Raw genomic sequence first — 14,738 nt, forward strand, 5'->3', positions numbered from 1 at the left:
GGGCGCGCGTGCAGGATCAGGTCTTCAGCGCAGATTTCCGCACGCAGTTCGACCTGTTGTTGCGGCTCCGGCGCGACGTGCGCCGGTTCCGCACCGATCCTGTGGACGAGGCAGTGCTGGCGCACTGCCTCGACGCATTTCGGCTAGCCCCATCGGTAGGATTGAGCGAACCCTGGCGCGTGATCCGCGTCGAAACCCAAGCGGCTCGCAGAGCTGCACTTGAGAATTTCGAAACCGCTAACGCCGAAGCGCTGTCTGGCTATTCCGGCGAACGTGCCCGGACATACAGTCGGCTGAAACTGTCGGGCATGAAAGACGCCCCAATTCAATTGGCGGTATTCTGTGATGATGCGACTGACAAGGGACAGGGACTGGGCGCGGCCACGATACCCGAGATGCGGCACTATTTCGTCGTTGCGGCGATCACCCTGTTCTGGCTCAGCTTGCGGGCCGAAGGGCTGGGACTGGGTTGGGTTTCGATCCTTGACCCTGATCGGCTGAACCGCGATCTGGACGTGCCGGAAAATTGGCGACTTATCGGATATTTTTGTTTGGGCTGGCCGCACGAAGAATCCGACACGCCAGAACTGGAAACCGCAGGCTGGGAAGCACGTGACCAGCAACTGACAGTCCGAACACGGTAGAAGCATATGTTCAGGCCCATCCGACTAGTTCTGTTCATGGCAATCGCCTTTGTTGTCGGAGTATTGTACGAACGCAATGCTTATGCGGAAAGATGCCTTGATGCCGGGGGGCGTGTTGTGTCCAGACTATGTGAAGGAGGGCAAAGATGAGCGACCTGATTTGCGTCGGCACGGTTGCGGGCTCTTTTGGGGTGCGGGGCGAAGTGCGCCTGAAGAGCTTCTGCGCCAATCCCGAGGATATCGAAACCTACTCCCCTCTGACCGATGAAGGCGGCTCGGAGCGTTACCACCTCATTATTACTCGCCCGATCAAGAGTGGTTTCGCTGCCCGTCTGGGTGGGGTCGAAACCAAGGAACAAGCCGACGCACTTAAGGGCTTGCGCCTGTTCGCGCGCCGCGATCAATTGCCTTCGTTGCCGGATGACGAATTCTATCATGCGGATCTGATCGGGCTTGAAGTGGTCGACACAGGCGGGGCGGTACTGGGCAAGGTCAAATCAGTCCAGAACCACGGTGCGTCCGACCTACTAGAAATTCAGGGGCCGGAGTTAAAAAACAACGTACTTTTACCGTTCACAATGGCTGCGGTTCCAACTGTGGATCTGACTTCTGGCCGCATCATTGCCGACCCGCCAGAGGGGTTGTTTTGAAACATGACCGACGCTCCCGCCCGTTCGCATGGCCGAAAGGCCATTCGCCCGTCTCTGAAACCCCGTGAGCTTATCGAGCCGACACCCGATCTGCACGGTGTCTGGAAGGCCAAGATCATCACGCTGTTCCCGTCGGCCTTTCCCGGCGTGCTCGGCGAAAGCCTGACTGGTAAGGCGCTGCAGGAAGGGCTGTGGCAACTCGAAACTATCGACCTGCGCCAGTTCGGCATCGGAAAGCATCGAAATGTCGACGATACACCGGCGGGTGGCGGGGCGGGCATGGTGTTGCGCGCCGATGTTCTGGGTGCCGCAATCGAACACGCGATGGACGGCGTTCGGGGTAATTGGCCCCTGATCTATCTCAGCCCACGCGGACGACGGATGGACCAGCCACTGATGGAGAACCTTGCACGATGCGAAGGCGTGACCCTTCTGTGCGGTCGGTTCGAAGGCGTCGACGAGCGCGTTCTAGAACACTATGGCGTTCAGGAAGTCAGTCTCGGGGATTTCGTGATGACCGGCGGCGAAATCGCTGCGCAGGCTCTCATCGACGCCACTGTTCGCCTGATCCCCGGCGTTCTGGGCAATCAGGCTTCGGCAGAGGAAGAGAGCTTTTCTTCGGGCCTGTTGGAACACCCGCAATACACCCGCCCCGCCGAATGGAAGAATCGGCCCATCCCCGACGTGCTAATGTCAGGTCACCATGGTAAAGTGGCCGAGTGGCGACACGATCAATCGAAAGAAATTACCCGGACCCGCAGGCCGGACCTTTGGGAGACATACCAACGGGAGAAAAATCCAGCAAAAAACTGATCCGGTTCTAAATGAGGGCAAACATCCTCGTGTTGCCCTCATTTGATTTTGATATCCGAGCTATTCGTCAGTACCACGGATGCAAATTTTTGCGGTTTGCTATGCACTCAACGCTTCACTTGGCGCGTCGTATTCTTCATACCCCAACACACGAACTGATCCTGTCGCGACAAGCTGCTCGATTTCGCGCCTAGTAAGCGATGCGCGCGCGGTTGGTCCGAATCCTTCCCCGCCACGCACGCCCATCCGGGTCAACACGCGTGAAAGGCGTAGTTTTTGGTTAGCGCTTACAAGGGTCATCGACATTTCACCCGGATAGAAGCTCTCCGACGCGACCCCGTGAGCATAGACCAGCGCGTGTTTTTCCAGCAGGATATGGTAGTAGGTCACGCTTTCTTGCCCTTCCAGAACCGTTACGCCCGGATGGCCGACAAAGCCACACGCAGGCGCAAGGGCTTCGTCCACACCGAAATGCATCTCTAGCCCCGCTCCGGAAACGGCAATCTTGTGTTGCGGTGACAGGATCAGCGGCCGCGAAGGAAGATCCGCTCCGAATGCGCCGGTTTCGATCTTGATCGGGGCCACGTTTTGGTCTGCGTTCGACAGTTCATAACGGCTTGCACCAATCCAACGGATCGCCATCGGGGCGCCGTCTGCGACCAGAACAGTATCCCCAACCTGCATTTCCTCAACCGATACCTCTCCCCGAGGCGTCAGAATCTTCGTTCCTTCAGCAAAACACAGAGGTGTCGGAGGCGGATTTAGGTCAGTGTTCTGAACTTCGATGGCACCATTGCCAAAAGCATCCATTTCGGCCTGCGTCGCGTCGCTTTCCGGCAGGAATGTCAGACGGGTTGTTTCGCCAGCTGTCGGATAGTCATAAACGACGATAGTGTAGACCGGATCGCCCTCGAACTGGTCTGGAACCTGACCAGCCCCCTGATTGTTCAATGTGGGAAGCGTTGCGACCATGTCCAGCGAGAAACTGTAAACCTGCCCCCCAATCGACACCACAGTATCGGGGTCAGGCGTCACGGCATCGCCCTCAAGTACGAAATCCCCATCAGCTCCGCCGAGCGTTTGGTCGAGAAACTCGATCTGAACGGCCGGAGCACCCGTTAGGTTCAAGTTAGCGTTATTGGCCGTGTTGCTGTCGGTCCGCGCCCAGTAGATTTCTGCCATGTTGCCCTTCCCTTTTACTTGGCGTCAACTTTTGCCCGACCGGTGTCAAAAAGACGACGCGTATTTGTTAACATTGTGAAAACGGAGCTATGTCAAGCTTCTACGAGGGCTGTCAGCGTGAAACTTCGACACCGTCGTGAAAAAGTGACTTACCCCGGCATATTTGCGGCTTGCATTGCGCACAACAGAACATGCAATTGCCTTGCCCGAATCCCTATCCGATCTCTCCCGCCTTCCATCGCAACCAGACTTCGGGCCCGCTGCGAAAGACGTTGATATCGACCTTTCCGTTCACACCTGGAACCAGACCCGTTCCAGTATATTGCCAAAACCTCCAGAATGCCCCGGGATACACCTGACGCGGATGCCCAGCCACGGAACGTAGCCAGAAATCCGTTCCATGCAGCTTTCCGATTCCGGTGTCTCGATAGAAATCGACAGTGGTATAAACAATAGGACGTCGACCATAGTGCGCTTCGAGAATGGTCAGGAAACGTTCCGCCTCAGCTCTGATCTTGGTGCCATCCGGCCGCAGTGGACAGGTTTTCGAGCGGTGGTTCCATTCCATGTCCAGCACATGCGGCAGATCCGCTCCTTTGGGGACATGACGAATGAACCAACGCGCCTGTTCTGCTGCAGGGCGGCAGAAGTAAAAATAGTGATAGGCCCCCCAAGGCACCCCTGCCGCCTGCGCCCCGCGCCTGTGGTTGTCAAACATAGGGTCAACTACATCGCCGCCCTCGGTCGCTTTGATGAACACGAAATTTACGCCCGCAGATCTGGCGGTGGGCCAATCGATATCTCCCTGCCAGCGGGACACATCTATGCCATGAATAGGAAAGGACTCTGGGCCGCGTCCTTCCCAACTATGCGGGTCGGCATCGCCGAATTCGGGATAGGTCACCAGGGTCAGGGCCATGGCTGAATAGTCAGTTTGCAGGTTGGGTTCAGATTCAGGTACGCGCCGCCCACATGATGCAATGACAAAAAGAGATAATAAAATCGGCAATAGAAGACGCATTGGACTGCTCCGACTCAAATGTTATTAGTGCTATTTGCCTCAGGCTGACAGGATGCGCGTTCTGCGTGGAAAGACAACATTCCAAGTTCATGAAAGTTGGAAATTCGCCGATCCACCACCACGAATGAGGGCTTGAATCCAAGCGCGTAATTCCGTAAACGACCGCAATCCGGAATCGCTTTTTGCGACTCCGGTGTTTTGGTTTGTTTCGCATCCTTTCGTCCGGCTTTCTTCAGCCCGGGCACTTGCGGGCAGGCTGAACCGAGGAAACATTCGACCTGACCTCTGGCGGGCTGCACACGCGGAACCCGATGAAGACCAAGAGCTCTCAGGCCGTTCTCAACTTCGTGGACCAACCACGAGCAGATAGGAGAATTGCGATGGACCTGATCGCACAGCTCGAGGCGGAACAGATTGCCGCCCTGGGGAAAGAGATCCCCGACTTCAAAGCCGGCGACACCATCCGCGTCGGATACAAGGTGACCGAAGGCTCGCGCACCCGCGTACAGAACTACGAAGGCGTCTGCATTTCGCGTAAGAACGGCAGCGGAATTGCCGGTTCGTTCACCGTTCGCAAAATCTCGTTCGGCGAAGGTGTGGAACGTGTGTTCCCGTTGTATTCGACCAACATCGAAAGCATCACCGTCGTTCGCCGCGGTAAAGTCCGCCGCGCCAAACTGTATTACCTGCGTTCGCGCCGCGGCAAATCGGCCCGGATCGCAGAAGTTACCAACTACAAGCCCAAGGCTGGCGCCGAGGCGTAAGGAGCGGAAAGATGAAAAAAGACATCCATCCCGACTACCACATCATCGACGTCAAGATGACCGACGGCACCGTGGTTCAGATGAAATCCACCTGGGGCTCCGAGGGTGATACCCTGGCCCTGGAAATCGACCCCTCGTCGCACCCGGCATGGACCGGCGGTTCGTCGCGCCTGATGGACGCGGGCGGTCGCGTTTCGAAGTTCAAGAAGAAATACGAAGGTTTGGGCTTCTAATCCCGTCACCTTCTCAAGACAAAGGCCGCCCGAAAAAGGCGGCCTTTTCTTTTTCCCGACCCCGGCTCAGGTAAGATCCACCGTGTCTGCATCAGGCGCGTTTTTCTTGACCGACTCGATGCCGTTGTCCCGCGCAGCAGCGCTTTCATAGACTTCGCTGGTGCCTATGACCTGACCATTGGTAGCTTTCAGGTTGAACATCCATTTGCCGTTGCTGGTATCCTTGCGCTCGAATCGCGCGTCATCTTGTGCGTTCTTCTGCACAGACTCGATTCCGTTTTCAGCGCTGGCGCGTTGCTTGTAACCTTCGCTCGCCAGAATGACCTGTCCGTTGCCTGCTTTGAGTCGGAAACGGAATTCACCGGCCTTATCCGTGTAAAGCTCAAATTTCCCTGCCATGATCTGAAAACCTTTCTTGTTGACGATAAGATTTAGGAAATCTACCCGCGATGGCCGCATTGGCAAACCTTTTCCGACCGTTACGTGGAGCCAAGGGTTTCTGTCCTGCCGCAGGGGCGCTTGCATAGGTTTCCGCAAGGCGGAAATTCGACACGAAGTACAGGTGACTCTGCTTCCCTTCGCCATTCACACAACATATAGTGTGCGGCAACAATTCGCCGACAAGGGCGTGGGAGACGAGAAGGACAGGCATGGCACACATTATCGTGGTCGGGAACGAAAAAGGTGGCGCGGGTAAATCGACGGTTTCGATGCATGTCGCTACGGCGCTTGCCCGTCTTGGCCACTCGGTCACGACACTGGACCTTGACCTCCGCCAACGTAGCCTGGGCCGGTATTTCGAAAACCGGCGCAACTTTCTGAACGGCGAGACGCTGGCGCTGCCGAGCCCGGACCATCACGATCTACCCGAAATCGACCCGGCCACATTGAAGCCCGGAGAAAACATCTATGACCATCGCCTGTCGGCTGCCGTATCCAGACTGGAGGGAGACAGCGATTTCATTCTGATCGATTGCCCTGGCTCGCACACCCGTCTCAGCCAAGTGGCGCATTCACTGGCCGACACGTTGATCACCCCTCTCAATGACAGTTTCATCGATTTCGATCTTCTGGCGCGTATCGACAGCAAAGGGGAAAAGATACTCGGTCCGTCGGTTTATTCCGAGATGGTGTGGAACGCGCGACAGTTGCGGGCACAGGCAGGGTTGAAACCCATCGACTGGGTGGTGGTGCGCAACCGCGTCGGCACCCAGCGCATGGTGAACAAGGAAAAGATGCAGCGCGCGATCGAGATGCTGTCCAAGCGCATCGGCTTCCGCATCGCTTCGGGCTTTTCCGAGCGGGTCATTTTCCGCGAATTGTTCCCGCGCGGCCTGACCCTGCTGGACCTAAAGGACATTGGCGTCAAGCAGCTCAACATCTCGAACATCGCTGCGCGTCAGGAACTGCGCGACATGATGCGAGAACTGAACCTGCCCGGCGTCGAAGTGGACTTCTAAATCGGTTTCCGGAACAACGTGAACAGTTCCTTCGGCTCGGTCACCCCACGCAGCATGTAGCGGCCCAGTGAAACCAGTTCATGCTTGCAACCTTCAGCGGCACGGGCGACGTCGTCGGACATCAAAATGCTTTGATCCAGCGCACGATGCATCCCGGCAATCCGAGACGTCTGGTTCACGGCAGGCCCGATTACGGTAAAATCCAATCGGCTTTCAGCACCGATGTTGCCGTAAAGGACTTGTCCTGCATGCAGTGCAAGAGTGAAACCGGTTGTCGGCAGCCCCGCCTCGGCCCGCTCCATGTTCATTTCATCCATCCTGTTCTGCAACAGGGCAACCGCCTGCAGTGCCGCCAAGGCATCTTCGCGACTATCACCTACGTCGAAGATTGCCATCAGGCCATCACCCATGAATTTCAGGATGTTGCCACCACAGTCATGCACAGCACCAACCGCCACCGCCAGATAGTCGTTCAGCATCGCTATGATGTCAGGGCCGGGAATGCGCTCCGACAGGCTAGTGAAACCCGCCAGATCGAAGTTCCAGATCACTGCGTCGATTTCTTGCAGCGATCCACGCCTGATTTCACCGGACAAAACGCGCTGCCCTGCATCCCGGCCGAGATAGACCCGCAACAAATCCTGCGCCATCTTGCGATTTGCGGCGGATTTCAGGGCAAGTCCCAAGTGTGGCAAGGCTCTCCGGATTACATCCAGATCGGCGTCCCGAAACCCTTCGGCGTCGTCGGTTGTCCAGGATAGCAATACACCTTCGGGTGTGTTTTCGGGGTCGATGACAGCACCCGGTTCCGTCTTTTCCAGGATCAACCCCATCGCAAAATAGTCAGTTGCCCCGCGTTGATACATGTCGTTGAGAAAAGGGAACCGGCTGGGTTCGTTCCGGTCAATCAGACGTTCGCGCAATTCGCCGGCGCCGGACCGGAGCAACTCATAAAGTGGGCTGCGCGTCCATCGCTCCTGCGGCGTATCACTGTGTTCGTAGTTTTCCAGTTCACTGCCCAGATCGCGGTTCCAACTGAACCCTGTTCCTCCATAAATCGGATGAAACGCGCTTTGCGCTGCGTGAAAGCGCATGAGCGGAATGCCTAATTCGACCAGCCGCTCGCAATATCCTTCAAGGATCTCTCGCTGCCCTGCGCCTTCCAGGCCCCGATCCATGAGCCAGCGGACAAGGCGATCGCTATCGCCGGAATGCAGGGATTTTGACATGAATAACTCAGGCATGATACGGCCCATATTGTGACGATAGCAGCATATTGCCAGCCTCTCACTCCATCCCTGCCAGTCTGCGAAGCATCATTCGCAGCAACGCCGCCTCTCCCTTGGTGAAGTGAGATGCCAGTTTCGCGTCATATTGCTCTGCTATTCCGCGCAGCTCGCGATAAACTGCAAAACCCGCTGTCGTCAGCGCCAATCGCTCTACCCGCCGGTCCTTGTCGTCGCGTTCCCGTGTCAGATAACGCCTCTGTGCGAGCTTGTGGACGGCGCGGCTGACCTTGGTCTTGTGAATCTTGGCGCGTTCGCCGATTTCCTTGGCCGTTATCTCGCCGTGAATGCCCAGGTGAAACAGCACCCGCCATTCGGTACGCAACATGCCATAGCGATTCTTGTAGACTCGCTGAAACTCCAACGAACTTTCCTCAGCCGCCTGATTCAGCAGGAAAGGCAGGAAATTTCGCAGGTCGAAGTCATCTTTTTCGGTGATTTTCTCGTTTGCCATGCTTGTTAGTTACAAAATCAACTATTATCCGACAAGCAGTAAACGGAGGAACGCGCAATGAACCGTCCGGCTGACCCGCACGAAATGACCCAGGCCAGTACGCCTTTGGGCACGCATCCCGGCTATATGCCCGGCTTTGGAAACGACTTTGAAACCGAGGCCCTGCCCGGTGCCCTGCCGCAGGGTATGAACAGCCCGCAAAAATGTAACTATGGACTATATGGTGAACAGCTCAGCGGAACGGCCTTTACCGCGCCGCATCCCGAACGGACCTGGTGCTATCGCATTCGGCCTTCGGTCAAGCATTCGCATCGGTACGAAAAGATCGACCTACCCTTTTGGAAATCCGCGCCATGCGTAGATCCGGACGTAGTCAGCCTTGGCCAGTACCGCTGGGATCCGGTCCCGCATTCGGACGAAGGCCTGACATGGCTGACGGGCATGCGTACTATGACCACGGCCGGAGACGTGAATACGCAGGTAGGCATGGCAAGCCATATCTATTTGATCACCGATTCGATGGTCGATGATTATTTCTATTCCGCCGATTCCGAATTGCTGGTGGTTCCGCAGGAGGGACGCCTGCGCTTTGCCACGGAACTGGGCATCCTCGATCTTGAACCCAAAGAGATCGCCATCATCCCACGCGGGCTTTTGTACCGTGTCGAAATACTGGAAGGTCCGGCCCGTGGTTTTGTCTGCGAGAACTATGGTCAGAAGTTCGAACTGCCCGGGCGAGGTCCAATCGGTGCCAACTGCATGGCCAATCCACGCGACTTCAAGACGCCGGTCGCCGCGTTCGAAGACCGCGAGGTTGCATCCACAGTCACGATAAAATGGTGCGGTCAGTTTCAAACCACCAGAATCGGACACAGCCCACTGGACGTGGTGGCCTGGCACGGCAACTACGCGCCATGCAAATACGATCTGCGCAACTATTGCCCGGTTGGCGCGATCCTGTTTGACCATCCAGATCCGTCGATTTTTACCGTCCTGACTGCACCCTCAGGTCAGCCGGGCACGGCCAATATCGACTTTGTCCTGTTCCGCGAACGCTGGATGGTGATGGAGGACACGTTCCGCCCGCCCTGGTATCACAAGAACATCATGTCGGAACTGATGGGCAACATCTATGGTCAGTATGACGCCAAGCCGCAGGGCTTTGTGCCCGGCGGGATGAGCCTGCACAACATGATGCTGCCGCATGGGCCTGACAAAGAAGCCTTTGAAAAGGCGTCGAATTCGAACCTTGGGCCGGACAAGCTGGAAAACACCATGTCCTTCATGTTCGAAACCCGTTTCCCGCAGCATTTGACAACATTTGCCGCCAACGAGGCACCGCTGCAGGATGACTATATCGACTGCTGGACGTCGCTTGAAAAGAAGTTCGACGGCGCACCTGGAAAGAAATGAGGACGGCGGGTTCGCCTCCGTCGCACCACGACAAGGAAATGATATGCCTTTGATGAAATCCTGGGTAGCTTCGGCCAATGATGCCAACCACCCGTTTCCGCTGAACAACTTGCCCTATGGGGTTTTTTCAACTGCCAGCGAAGAGCCCCATTGCGGCGTCGCCATCGGCGACATGATCCTGGACGTCACCGAAGCAGAAGCCGAAGGTCTGATCGCCCTGGCCGAGATTCCGCTGTTCGACGTGCCCTACTGGAATGATCTGATGGAAGAAGGCCCCGCCGTCTGGGCAGCGCTGCGAGAGCGCCTGATCGCCCTGCTAGGCGAAGGATCAGCAGAACAGGACAAGGTCGAAGCGCTGCTTGTTCCAATGGCCGAAGCCGAGATGCACTTGCCTTTTGCGGTCAGCGAATACACCGATTTCTACGCGGGTCGGAACCATGCGTTTAATGTGGGCACCATGTTCCGTGGCCCGGACAACGCGCTGCCGCCGAACTGGTTGCACATTCCGATTGGCTATAACGGACGGGCGTCCTCGGTCGTGGTGTCCGGAACGGATATCCGTCGCCCTTGGGGACAGCTGAAATCCCCCGATCAGGACCTGCCCGCCTTTTTGCCCTGCCGCCGGTTCGATATCGAACTTGAGATGGGCGCGATCGTCGGCACGCCCTCGGATGGCCCGATCACGGTGCAGGAAGCGGATGACCACATCTTTGGTTACGTCCTGCTGAACGACTGGTCGGCGCGCGACATCCAGGCATGGGAATACCAGCCACTGGGTCCGTTTCAAGCCAAAGCAACCGCAACCTCGATCAGCCCTTGGATCGTGACCAAAGCAGCCCTTGAGCCGTTCCGCTGGGACACGCCAGCCCGCGAGTTCGCGCTATTGGACCACCTCAAGGATTGTGGCCCGATGTTGTATGACATCGATCTCGAAATAACCATGGCGCCGGAAGGCAAGGACGCCACAACCATCGCGCGGACGAATTACAAGGAAATGTATTACTCCGCAGCGCAGCAACTGGCCCATCACACCACTTCGGGTTGCCCGATGAATGCGGGTGATCTTCTGGGATCCGGTACGATTTCAGGTGCGGCCAAACCCGAACGCGGCTCACTTCTGGAACTCAGCTGGGGCGGCAAGGAGCCGCTGACGCTGGACACCGGAGAAACCCGCAGCTTCATCGAGGATGGCGACACACTGACTCTGAAGGGCTCTGCCAAAGGCGACGGTTACACCATCGGTTTCGGTGATTGCGTCGGAACCATCCTTCCCGCCCTTGAAAACCCCTACGCACGGTAAGGAACTCACCATGGCCAAAGCATTCGCGTCCCAGGGGGACATGTCGGAAAAGAAAATCTCGTTCACCGAAGTGGGTGAAGGGCTCTATGCTTTCACCGCCGAGGGCGACCCGAACTCGGGCGTCATCATCGGCGATGACAGCGTGATGATCGTCGAGGCGCAGGCGACTCCGCGTCTAGCCAACAAGGTGATCGAATGCGTGCGGTCTGTGACCGACAAACCGATCACCCATGTGGCGCTGACCCATTATCACGCGGTGCGGGTATTGGGCGCCAGCGCTTTTGGCGCGCAACAGATCCTGATGTCTGACATGGCCCGCGCCATGGTGGTCGAACGCGGTCAGGAAGACTGGGACAGCGAATTCCAACGTTTCCCGCGTCTTTTCGAAGGCCATGAGAGCATCCCCGGCCTGACCTGGCCCACAACCACCTTCAGCGACACGATGACCGTTTATCTGGGCAACCGCCGGATCGACCTGATGCATCTGGGGCGCGCGCATACCGCCGGTGATATCGTGATCCATGTGCCAGACCAGAACGTGATGTTCACTGGCGACATCGTTGAATACCACTCGGCCTGCTATTGCGGCGACGGGCATTTCAGCGACTGGGGCGACACTCTCGACGAGATCAAGTGGTTCGATGTCGACGCCATCGCACCGGGACGAGGCGATGCGCTGGTTGGCAAGGACATGGTCAATGCCGCCATCGAAAACACCCGCGATTTCGTCGAAAGCACCTACCGCCCGGCAGCCAGGGTTGCGGCGCGAGGCGGATCTCTCAAAGAGGCATGGGACGCAGTGCGCGCCGAATGCGACCCGAAATTCGCCGACTACGCGATTTACGAACATTGCCTGCCCTTCAACGTAGCGCGCGCTTATGACGAGGCACGCGGCATTGATACCCCACGCATCTGGACCGCCCAACGTGATCTGGAGATGTGGGAGGCCCTGCAGGGCTGACCTTGTCGTGGGCGACTTTGATCCAGATCGTGTCGCCCTGTTGAAAACGATGAGACGATAAACCAGACCCTTCGGCGCGCTCGTGGCGGAGGAAAGGAGAATTGCGCCTTTTGCGCAGAGCAAATGGGAGGAGAGCCCGTGAACAAAATCTTCGAAGTGCCGCTTTATGCCTATGAGCGCAGTCCCGACCAGGATGCGTCCGCCCCGGTACGCCACAAAGTGATTGTCGTCGGTGCCGGCCCGATCGGTCTGGCCGCCGGCATCGATCTGGCCCAGCAGGGGATCGAGGTCGTCGTGCTGGACGACAACGACAAGGTCAGCTTTGGCAGCCGCGCCGTGTGCTATGCCAAACGTCCGCTGGAAATCCTCGACCGGCTCGGCTGTGGCCAACCGATGGTCGACAAGGGCGTCGAATGGAACATCGGCAAGGTCTTCTTTGACGACCGGCAGGTTTATGATTTCAACTTGCTGCCCGAAGAAGGGCATCAGCGCCCCGCCTTCATCAACCTTCAGCAATACTATTTCGAAGAATACATGGTGAACCGGGTCCGCGAGTTGCAGGCCGAGGGTGCGCCCATCGAAATTCGTGGCCGTAACAAGGTCGAAGCCGTAGGCACTCATCCCGACCACGTGAAGGTCGAGGTGGAAACTCCAGAAGGTTCCTATACGCTCGAGGCAGACTGGCTGATCGCCTGTGACGGCGCGGGCTCGCCCATCCGGGCGATGCTCGGCAAGGATTTCGTCGGACGGGTGTTCGAAGACAACTTCCTGATCGCCGACGTCATCATGGAAGCCGACTTTCCAACCGAACGCTGGTTCTGGTTCGATCCGCCGTTCAACAAAGGCCAATCAGCGCTGTTGCACAAGCAACCCGACAATGTGTGGCGGATCGACTTGCAACTTGGCTGGGACATCGACAAGGAACGCGAAAAGCGTCCCGAAAACGTGATCCCTCGCCTCAAGGCGATGCTGGGCGAGGATGTGAAATTCGAGCTGGAATGGGTCTCGATCTATACCTTCCAATGCCGCCGGATGGAGCAGTTCCGTCACGATCGGGTGATCTTTGCCGGCGATGCTGCTCACCAGGTCAGTCCGTTTGGCGCCCGAGGCGCGAATTCGGGCCTGCAGGATACCGACAACCTGATCTGGAAACTCAAACTGGTGCTTGAGGGCAAGGCCCCCGAAAGCCTGCTGGACAGTTATGACTATGAACGCATCCATGGTGCTGACGAAAACATCATGAACTCGACTCGCTCGACCGACTTCATCACACCGAAATCGGATATGTCACGCATCATGCGTGACGCGGTTCTGGACCTTAGCGAGCGTTATGAATTCGCGCGACCGCTGGTAAATTCCGGCCGTTTGAGCGTGCCCTGCACCTATGACGGCTCGCCGCTGAATTCTGCTGATGCGCTGAACGGTCCGGCCCGCACGCGGCCTGGTTCCCCATGCCCGGACGTCAAGCTTAAGGATGGGTATTTGCTGTCGATGCTCGGTGACAAGTTCACGTTGCTCACCATCGACGCGGACGCCCCCGACACAATCGACGAAGACGGGATCGTGGTCGAACGTCTGGCGCTTTCGGTCAAGGATGATCCGACGCTGGAACTCAAACGCCGCTATCTGGGGGATGCCGACAGCGGCGTCTACCTGATCCGGCCGGACCAGCACGTTGCTGCCCGTCGTGATTCATTCGAAGAAAACTCGTTCCGGCATGCCATCCGCCGGGCCACCGGCAAGGAGTGAGACCATGGCCGATCTGATCCTGAAACCCAATATCGACAAAGCCGACGATTTCTATGCCGCACTTCTAGCAGCCCACGAAGGGCTGGAGAAAGCCGACAGCGACGCATTGAACGCCCGACTTGTTCTGGTTCTGGCCAACCATATCGGTGACCAGTCGGTTTTGAATGAGGCTATCAAAGCCGCCACGCTCAAGGAGGAGCGAATCCTATGAAAATCGAGAAAATTCATCATGTGGCGTACCGATGCAAGGACGCCAAGGAAACCGTCGAATGGTACGGCAAGATGCTGAACATGGACTTCATTCTGGCGATTGCCGAGGATCACGTTCCATCCACCCACGAGCCTGACCCATACATGCACCTATTCCTGGATGCGGGCGACGGCAACGTGCTGGCGTTCTTCGAACTGCCGACCAAGCCTGAAATGGGTCGTGATCCGAACACGCCGAAATGGGTGCAGCACATCGCTTTCAAGGTGAAGGATCGCGATGAGTTGCTGAAGTTCAAGGACCACCTCGAAGCCAACGGCGTCGAAGTTCTGGGTGTCACCGATCACTCGATCTTCCACTCGATCTATTTCTTCGACCCCAGCGGCCACCGTATCGAACTGGCCTGCCCGGACCCGGAAGAGGAAAAGATGCTGGCCAAGCTGAATGACGTAAAATGGGAGATGCTGGAAGAATGGTCAAAGACCAAGAAGGCACCCAAACATGCAGACTGGCTGCACGCCAAGGAACTGAGTAACCTCTGAAGACAGGGGTGACACGATACAGGCAACCGGCCCCGCACCGGTTGCCTTGTCATTTGGG

At 57.2% G+C, this 14,738-nt stretch carries 17 protein-coding genes; 12 read left to right on the plus strand and 5 right to left on the minus strand.

All coding sequences use genetic code 11. The annotated features are described in order from the left end of the window. The first annotated feature begins 8 nt into the window (after nucleotides 1–8). From bluB to trmD, 3 genes are all read left to right on the plus strand, one after another. Nucleotides 9–644: a 5,6-dimethylbenzimidazole synthase gene (gene bluB, locus ACR0LZ_RS15175; RefSeq protein WP_480750682.1), complete on the plus strand. Its 636-nt coding sequence runs from the start codon at nucleotides 9–11 to the stop codon at nucleotides 642–644. A 146-nt stretch (nucleotides 645–790) separates the two neighbouring features. Then, nucleotides 791–1,294: a ribosome maturation factor RimM gene (gene rimM, locus ACR0LZ_RS15180; protein WP_480750683.1), complete on the plus strand. Its 504-nt coding sequence runs from the start codon at nucleotides 791–793 to the stop codon at nucleotides 1,292–1,294. 3 nt (nucleotides 1,295–1,297) lie between these two features. Then, nucleotides 1,298–2,107, plus strand: a complete 810-nt coding sequence (gene trmD / locus ACR0LZ_RS15185; protein WP_480750684.1) for a tRNA (guanosine(37)-N1)-methyltransferase TrmD — start codon at nucleotides 1,298–1,300, stop codon at nucleotides 2,105–2,107. Between the two features lie 99 nt (nucleotides 2,108–2,206). Here the strand turns inward: trmD and ACR0LZ_RS15190 are convergent, their stop codons facing one another. Together ACR0LZ_RS15190 and ACR0LZ_RS15195 are read right to left on the minus strand one after the other, a co-directional pair. Continuing rightward, a complete protein-coding gene (locus ACR0LZ_RS15190) occupies nucleotides 2,207–3,289 on the minus strand; it encodes a Hint domain-containing protein (RefSeq protein ID WP_480750685.1) in 1,083 nt (360 codons plus the stop codon). Nucleotides 3,290–3,503: 214 nt separating this feature from the next. Beyond that, nucleotides 3,504–4,310, minus strand: a complete 807-nt coding sequence (locus tag ACR0LZ_RS15195; RefSeq protein ID WP_480750686.1) for a glycoside hydrolase family 25 protein — start codon at nucleotides 4,308–4,310, stop codon at nucleotides 3,504–3,506. Nucleotides 4,311–4,690: 380 nt separating this feature from the next. On the opposite strand from ACR0LZ_RS15195, the gene rplS reads away from it, so the two are divergent. Both rplS and rpmE read left to right on the plus strand, forming a co-directional pair. Continuing rightward, nucleotides 4,691–5,074 carry a 50S ribosomal protein L19 gene (gene rplS / locus ACR0LZ_RS15200; RefSeq protein ID WP_480750687.1) on the plus strand — a complete coding sequence of 128 codons (384 nt, stop codon included), beginning with the start codon at nucleotides 4,691–4,693 and terminating at the stop codon, nucleotides 5,072–5,074. 11 nt (nucleotides 5,075–5,085) lie between these two features. Continuing rightward, nucleotides 5,086–5,307, plus strand: a complete 222-nt coding sequence (rpmE, locus tag ACR0LZ_RS15205; protein ID WP_480750688.1) for a 50S ribosomal protein L31 — start codon at nucleotides 5,086–5,088, stop codon at nucleotides 5,305–5,307. 66 nt (nucleotides 5,308–5,373) lie between these two features. Here the strand turns inward: rpmE and ACR0LZ_RS15210 are convergent, their stop codons facing one another. Next, nucleotides 5,374–5,706, minus strand: coding sequence for a YegP family protein (locus ACR0LZ_RS15210; RefSeq protein ID WP_480750689.1), 333 nt, complete (start codon nucleotides 5,704–5,706; stop codon nucleotides 5,374–5,376). 251 nt (nucleotides 5,707–5,957) lie between these two features. Here ACR0LZ_RS15210 and ACR0LZ_RS15215 point away from each other — a divergent pair, with 251 nt between their 5' ends. Next, on the plus strand, nucleotides 5,958–6,767 hold the full coding sequence (locus ACR0LZ_RS15215; RefSeq protein ID WP_480750690.1) for a division plane positioning ATPase MipZ: 810 nt from the start codon (nucleotides 5,958–5,960) through the stop codon (nucleotides 6,765–6,767). Here ACR0LZ_RS15215 and ACR0LZ_RS15220 read toward each other — a convergent pair. Then, on the minus strand, nucleotides 6,764–7,996 hold the full coding sequence (locus ACR0LZ_RS15220) for an adenylate/guanylate cyclase domain-containing protein (protein ID WP_480750691.1): 1,233 nt from the start codon (nucleotides 7,994–7,996) through the stop codon (nucleotides 6,764–6,766). The two genes, ACR0LZ_RS15215 and ACR0LZ_RS15220, sit on opposite strands and share 4 nt — an antisense overlap. A 58-nt stretch (nucleotides 7,997–8,054) precedes the next feature. Further along, nucleotides 8,055–8,507: a MarR family winged helix-turn-helix transcriptional regulator gene (locus ACR0LZ_RS15225; protein WP_480750692.1), complete on the minus strand. Its 453-nt coding sequence runs from the start codon at nucleotides 8,505–8,507 to the stop codon at nucleotides 8,055–8,057. Nucleotides 8,508–8,564: 57 nt separating this feature from the next. Here ACR0LZ_RS15225 and hmgA point away from each other — a divergent pair, with 57 nt between their 5' ends. The 6 genes from hmgA (at nucleotide 8,565) to ACR0LZ_RS15255 (ending at nucleotide 14,680) form a co-directional block, all read left to right on the plus strand. Beyond that, entirely contained in the window at nucleotides 8,565–9,920 is a 1,356-nt protein-coding gene (gene hmgA / locus ACR0LZ_RS15230; protein WP_480750693.1) for a homogentisate 1,2-dioxygenase, read from the plus strand. A gap of 43 nt (nucleotides 9,921–9,963) precedes the next feature. Then, nucleotides 9,964–11,220 (plus strand): fumarylacetoacetase, encoded by a 1,257-nt coding sequence (gene fahA / locus ACR0LZ_RS15235; protein WP_480750694.1) that lies wholly within the window; start codon nucleotides 9,964–9,966, stop codon nucleotides 11,218–11,220. Between the two features lie 10 nt (nucleotides 11,221–11,230). Beyond that, entirely contained in the window at nucleotides 11,231–12,181 is a 951-nt protein-coding gene (locus tag ACR0LZ_RS15240; protein ID WP_480750695.1) for an MBL fold metallo-hydrolase, read from the plus strand. A gap of 138 nt (nucleotides 12,182–12,319) precedes the next feature. Next, nucleotides 12,320–13,930 carry an FAD-dependent oxidoreductase gene (locus ACR0LZ_RS15245; protein ID WP_480750696.1) on the plus strand — a complete coding sequence of 537 codons (1,611 nt, stop codon included), beginning with the start codon at nucleotides 12,320–12,322 and terminating at the stop codon, nucleotides 13,928–13,930. A 4-nt stretch (nucleotides 13,931–13,934) separates the two neighbouring features. Beyond that, nucleotides 13,935–14,141: a DUF2783 domain-containing protein gene (locus tag ACR0LZ_RS15250; RefSeq protein WP_480750697.1), complete on the plus strand. Its 207-nt coding sequence runs from the start codon at nucleotides 13,935–13,937 to the stop codon at nucleotides 14,139–14,141. Beyond that, nucleotides 14,138–14,680, plus strand: coding sequence for a VOC family protein (locus ACR0LZ_RS15255; protein WP_480750698.1), 543 nt, complete (start codon nucleotides 14,138–14,140; stop codon nucleotides 14,678–14,680). Before ACR0LZ_RS15250 ends, ACR0LZ_RS15255 begins: the two co-directional genes overlap by 4 nt. Nucleotides 14,681–14,738: the final 58 nt, after the last annotated feature.

The organism is Ruegeria sp. CI1 (genome assembly GCF_056536925.1).

Bases quoted from the DNA above. Each gene is read 5' to 3' on its own strand.
- trmD (WP_480750684.1), top strand. From the start codon at position 1,298: ATGACCGACGCTCCCGCCCGTTCGCATGGCCGAAAGGCCATTCGCCCG.
- ACR0LZ_RS15220 (WP_480750691.1), bottom strand. From the start codon at position 7,996: ATGTCAAAATCCCTGCATTCCGGCGATAGCGATCGCCTTGTCCGCTGG.
- ACR0LZ_RS15195 (WP_480750686.1), bottom strand. From the start codon at position 4,310: ATGCGTCTTCTATTGCCGATTTTATTATCTCTTTTTGTCATTGCATCA.
- ACR0LZ_RS15210 (WP_480750689.1), bottom strand. From the start codon at position 5,706: ATGGCAGGGAAATTTGAGCTTTACACGGATAAGGCCGGTGAATTCCGT.
- ACR0LZ_RS15190 (WP_480750685.1), bottom strand. From the start codon at position 3,289: ATGGCAGAAATCTACTGGGCGCGGACCGACAGCAACACGGCCAATAAC.
- ACR0LZ_RS15255 (WP_480750698.1), top strand. From the start codon at position 14,138: ATGAAAATCGAGAAAATTCATCATGTGGCGTACCGATGCAAGGACGCC.
- hmgA (WP_480750693.1), top strand. From the start codon at position 8,565: ATGAACCGTCCGGCTGACCCGCACGAAATGACCCAGGCCAGTACGCCT.
- rplS (WP_480750687.1), top strand. From the start codon at position 4,691: ATGGACCTGATCGCACAGCTCGAGGCGGAACAGATTGCCGCCCTGGGG.
- rimM (WP_480750683.1), top strand. From the start codon at position 791: ATGAGCGACCTGATTTGCGTCGGCACGGTTGCGGGCTCTTTTGGGGTG.
- ACR0LZ_RS15250 (WP_480750697.1), top strand. From the start codon at position 13,935: ATGGCCGATCTGATCCTGAAACCCAATATCGACAAAGCCGACGATTTC.
- ACR0LZ_RS15225 (WP_480750692.1), bottom strand. From the start codon at position 8,507: ATGGCAAACGAGAAAATCACCGAAAAAGATGACTTCGACCTGCGAAAT.
- rpmE (WP_480750688.1), top strand. From the start codon at position 5,086: ATGAAAAAAGACATCCATCCCGACTACCACATCATCGACGTCAAGATG.
- fahA (WP_480750694.1), top strand. From the start codon at position 9,964: ATGCCTTTGATGAAATCCTGGGTAGCTTCGGCCAATGATGCCAACCAC.
- ACR0LZ_RS15240 (WP_480750695.1), top strand. From the start codon at position 11,231: ATGGCCAAAGCATTCGCGTCCCAGGGGGACATGTCGGAAAAGAAAATC.
- ACR0LZ_RS15215 (WP_480750690.1), top strand. From the start codon at position 5,958: ATGGCACACATTATCGTGGTCGGGAACGAAAAAGGTGGCGCGGGTAAA.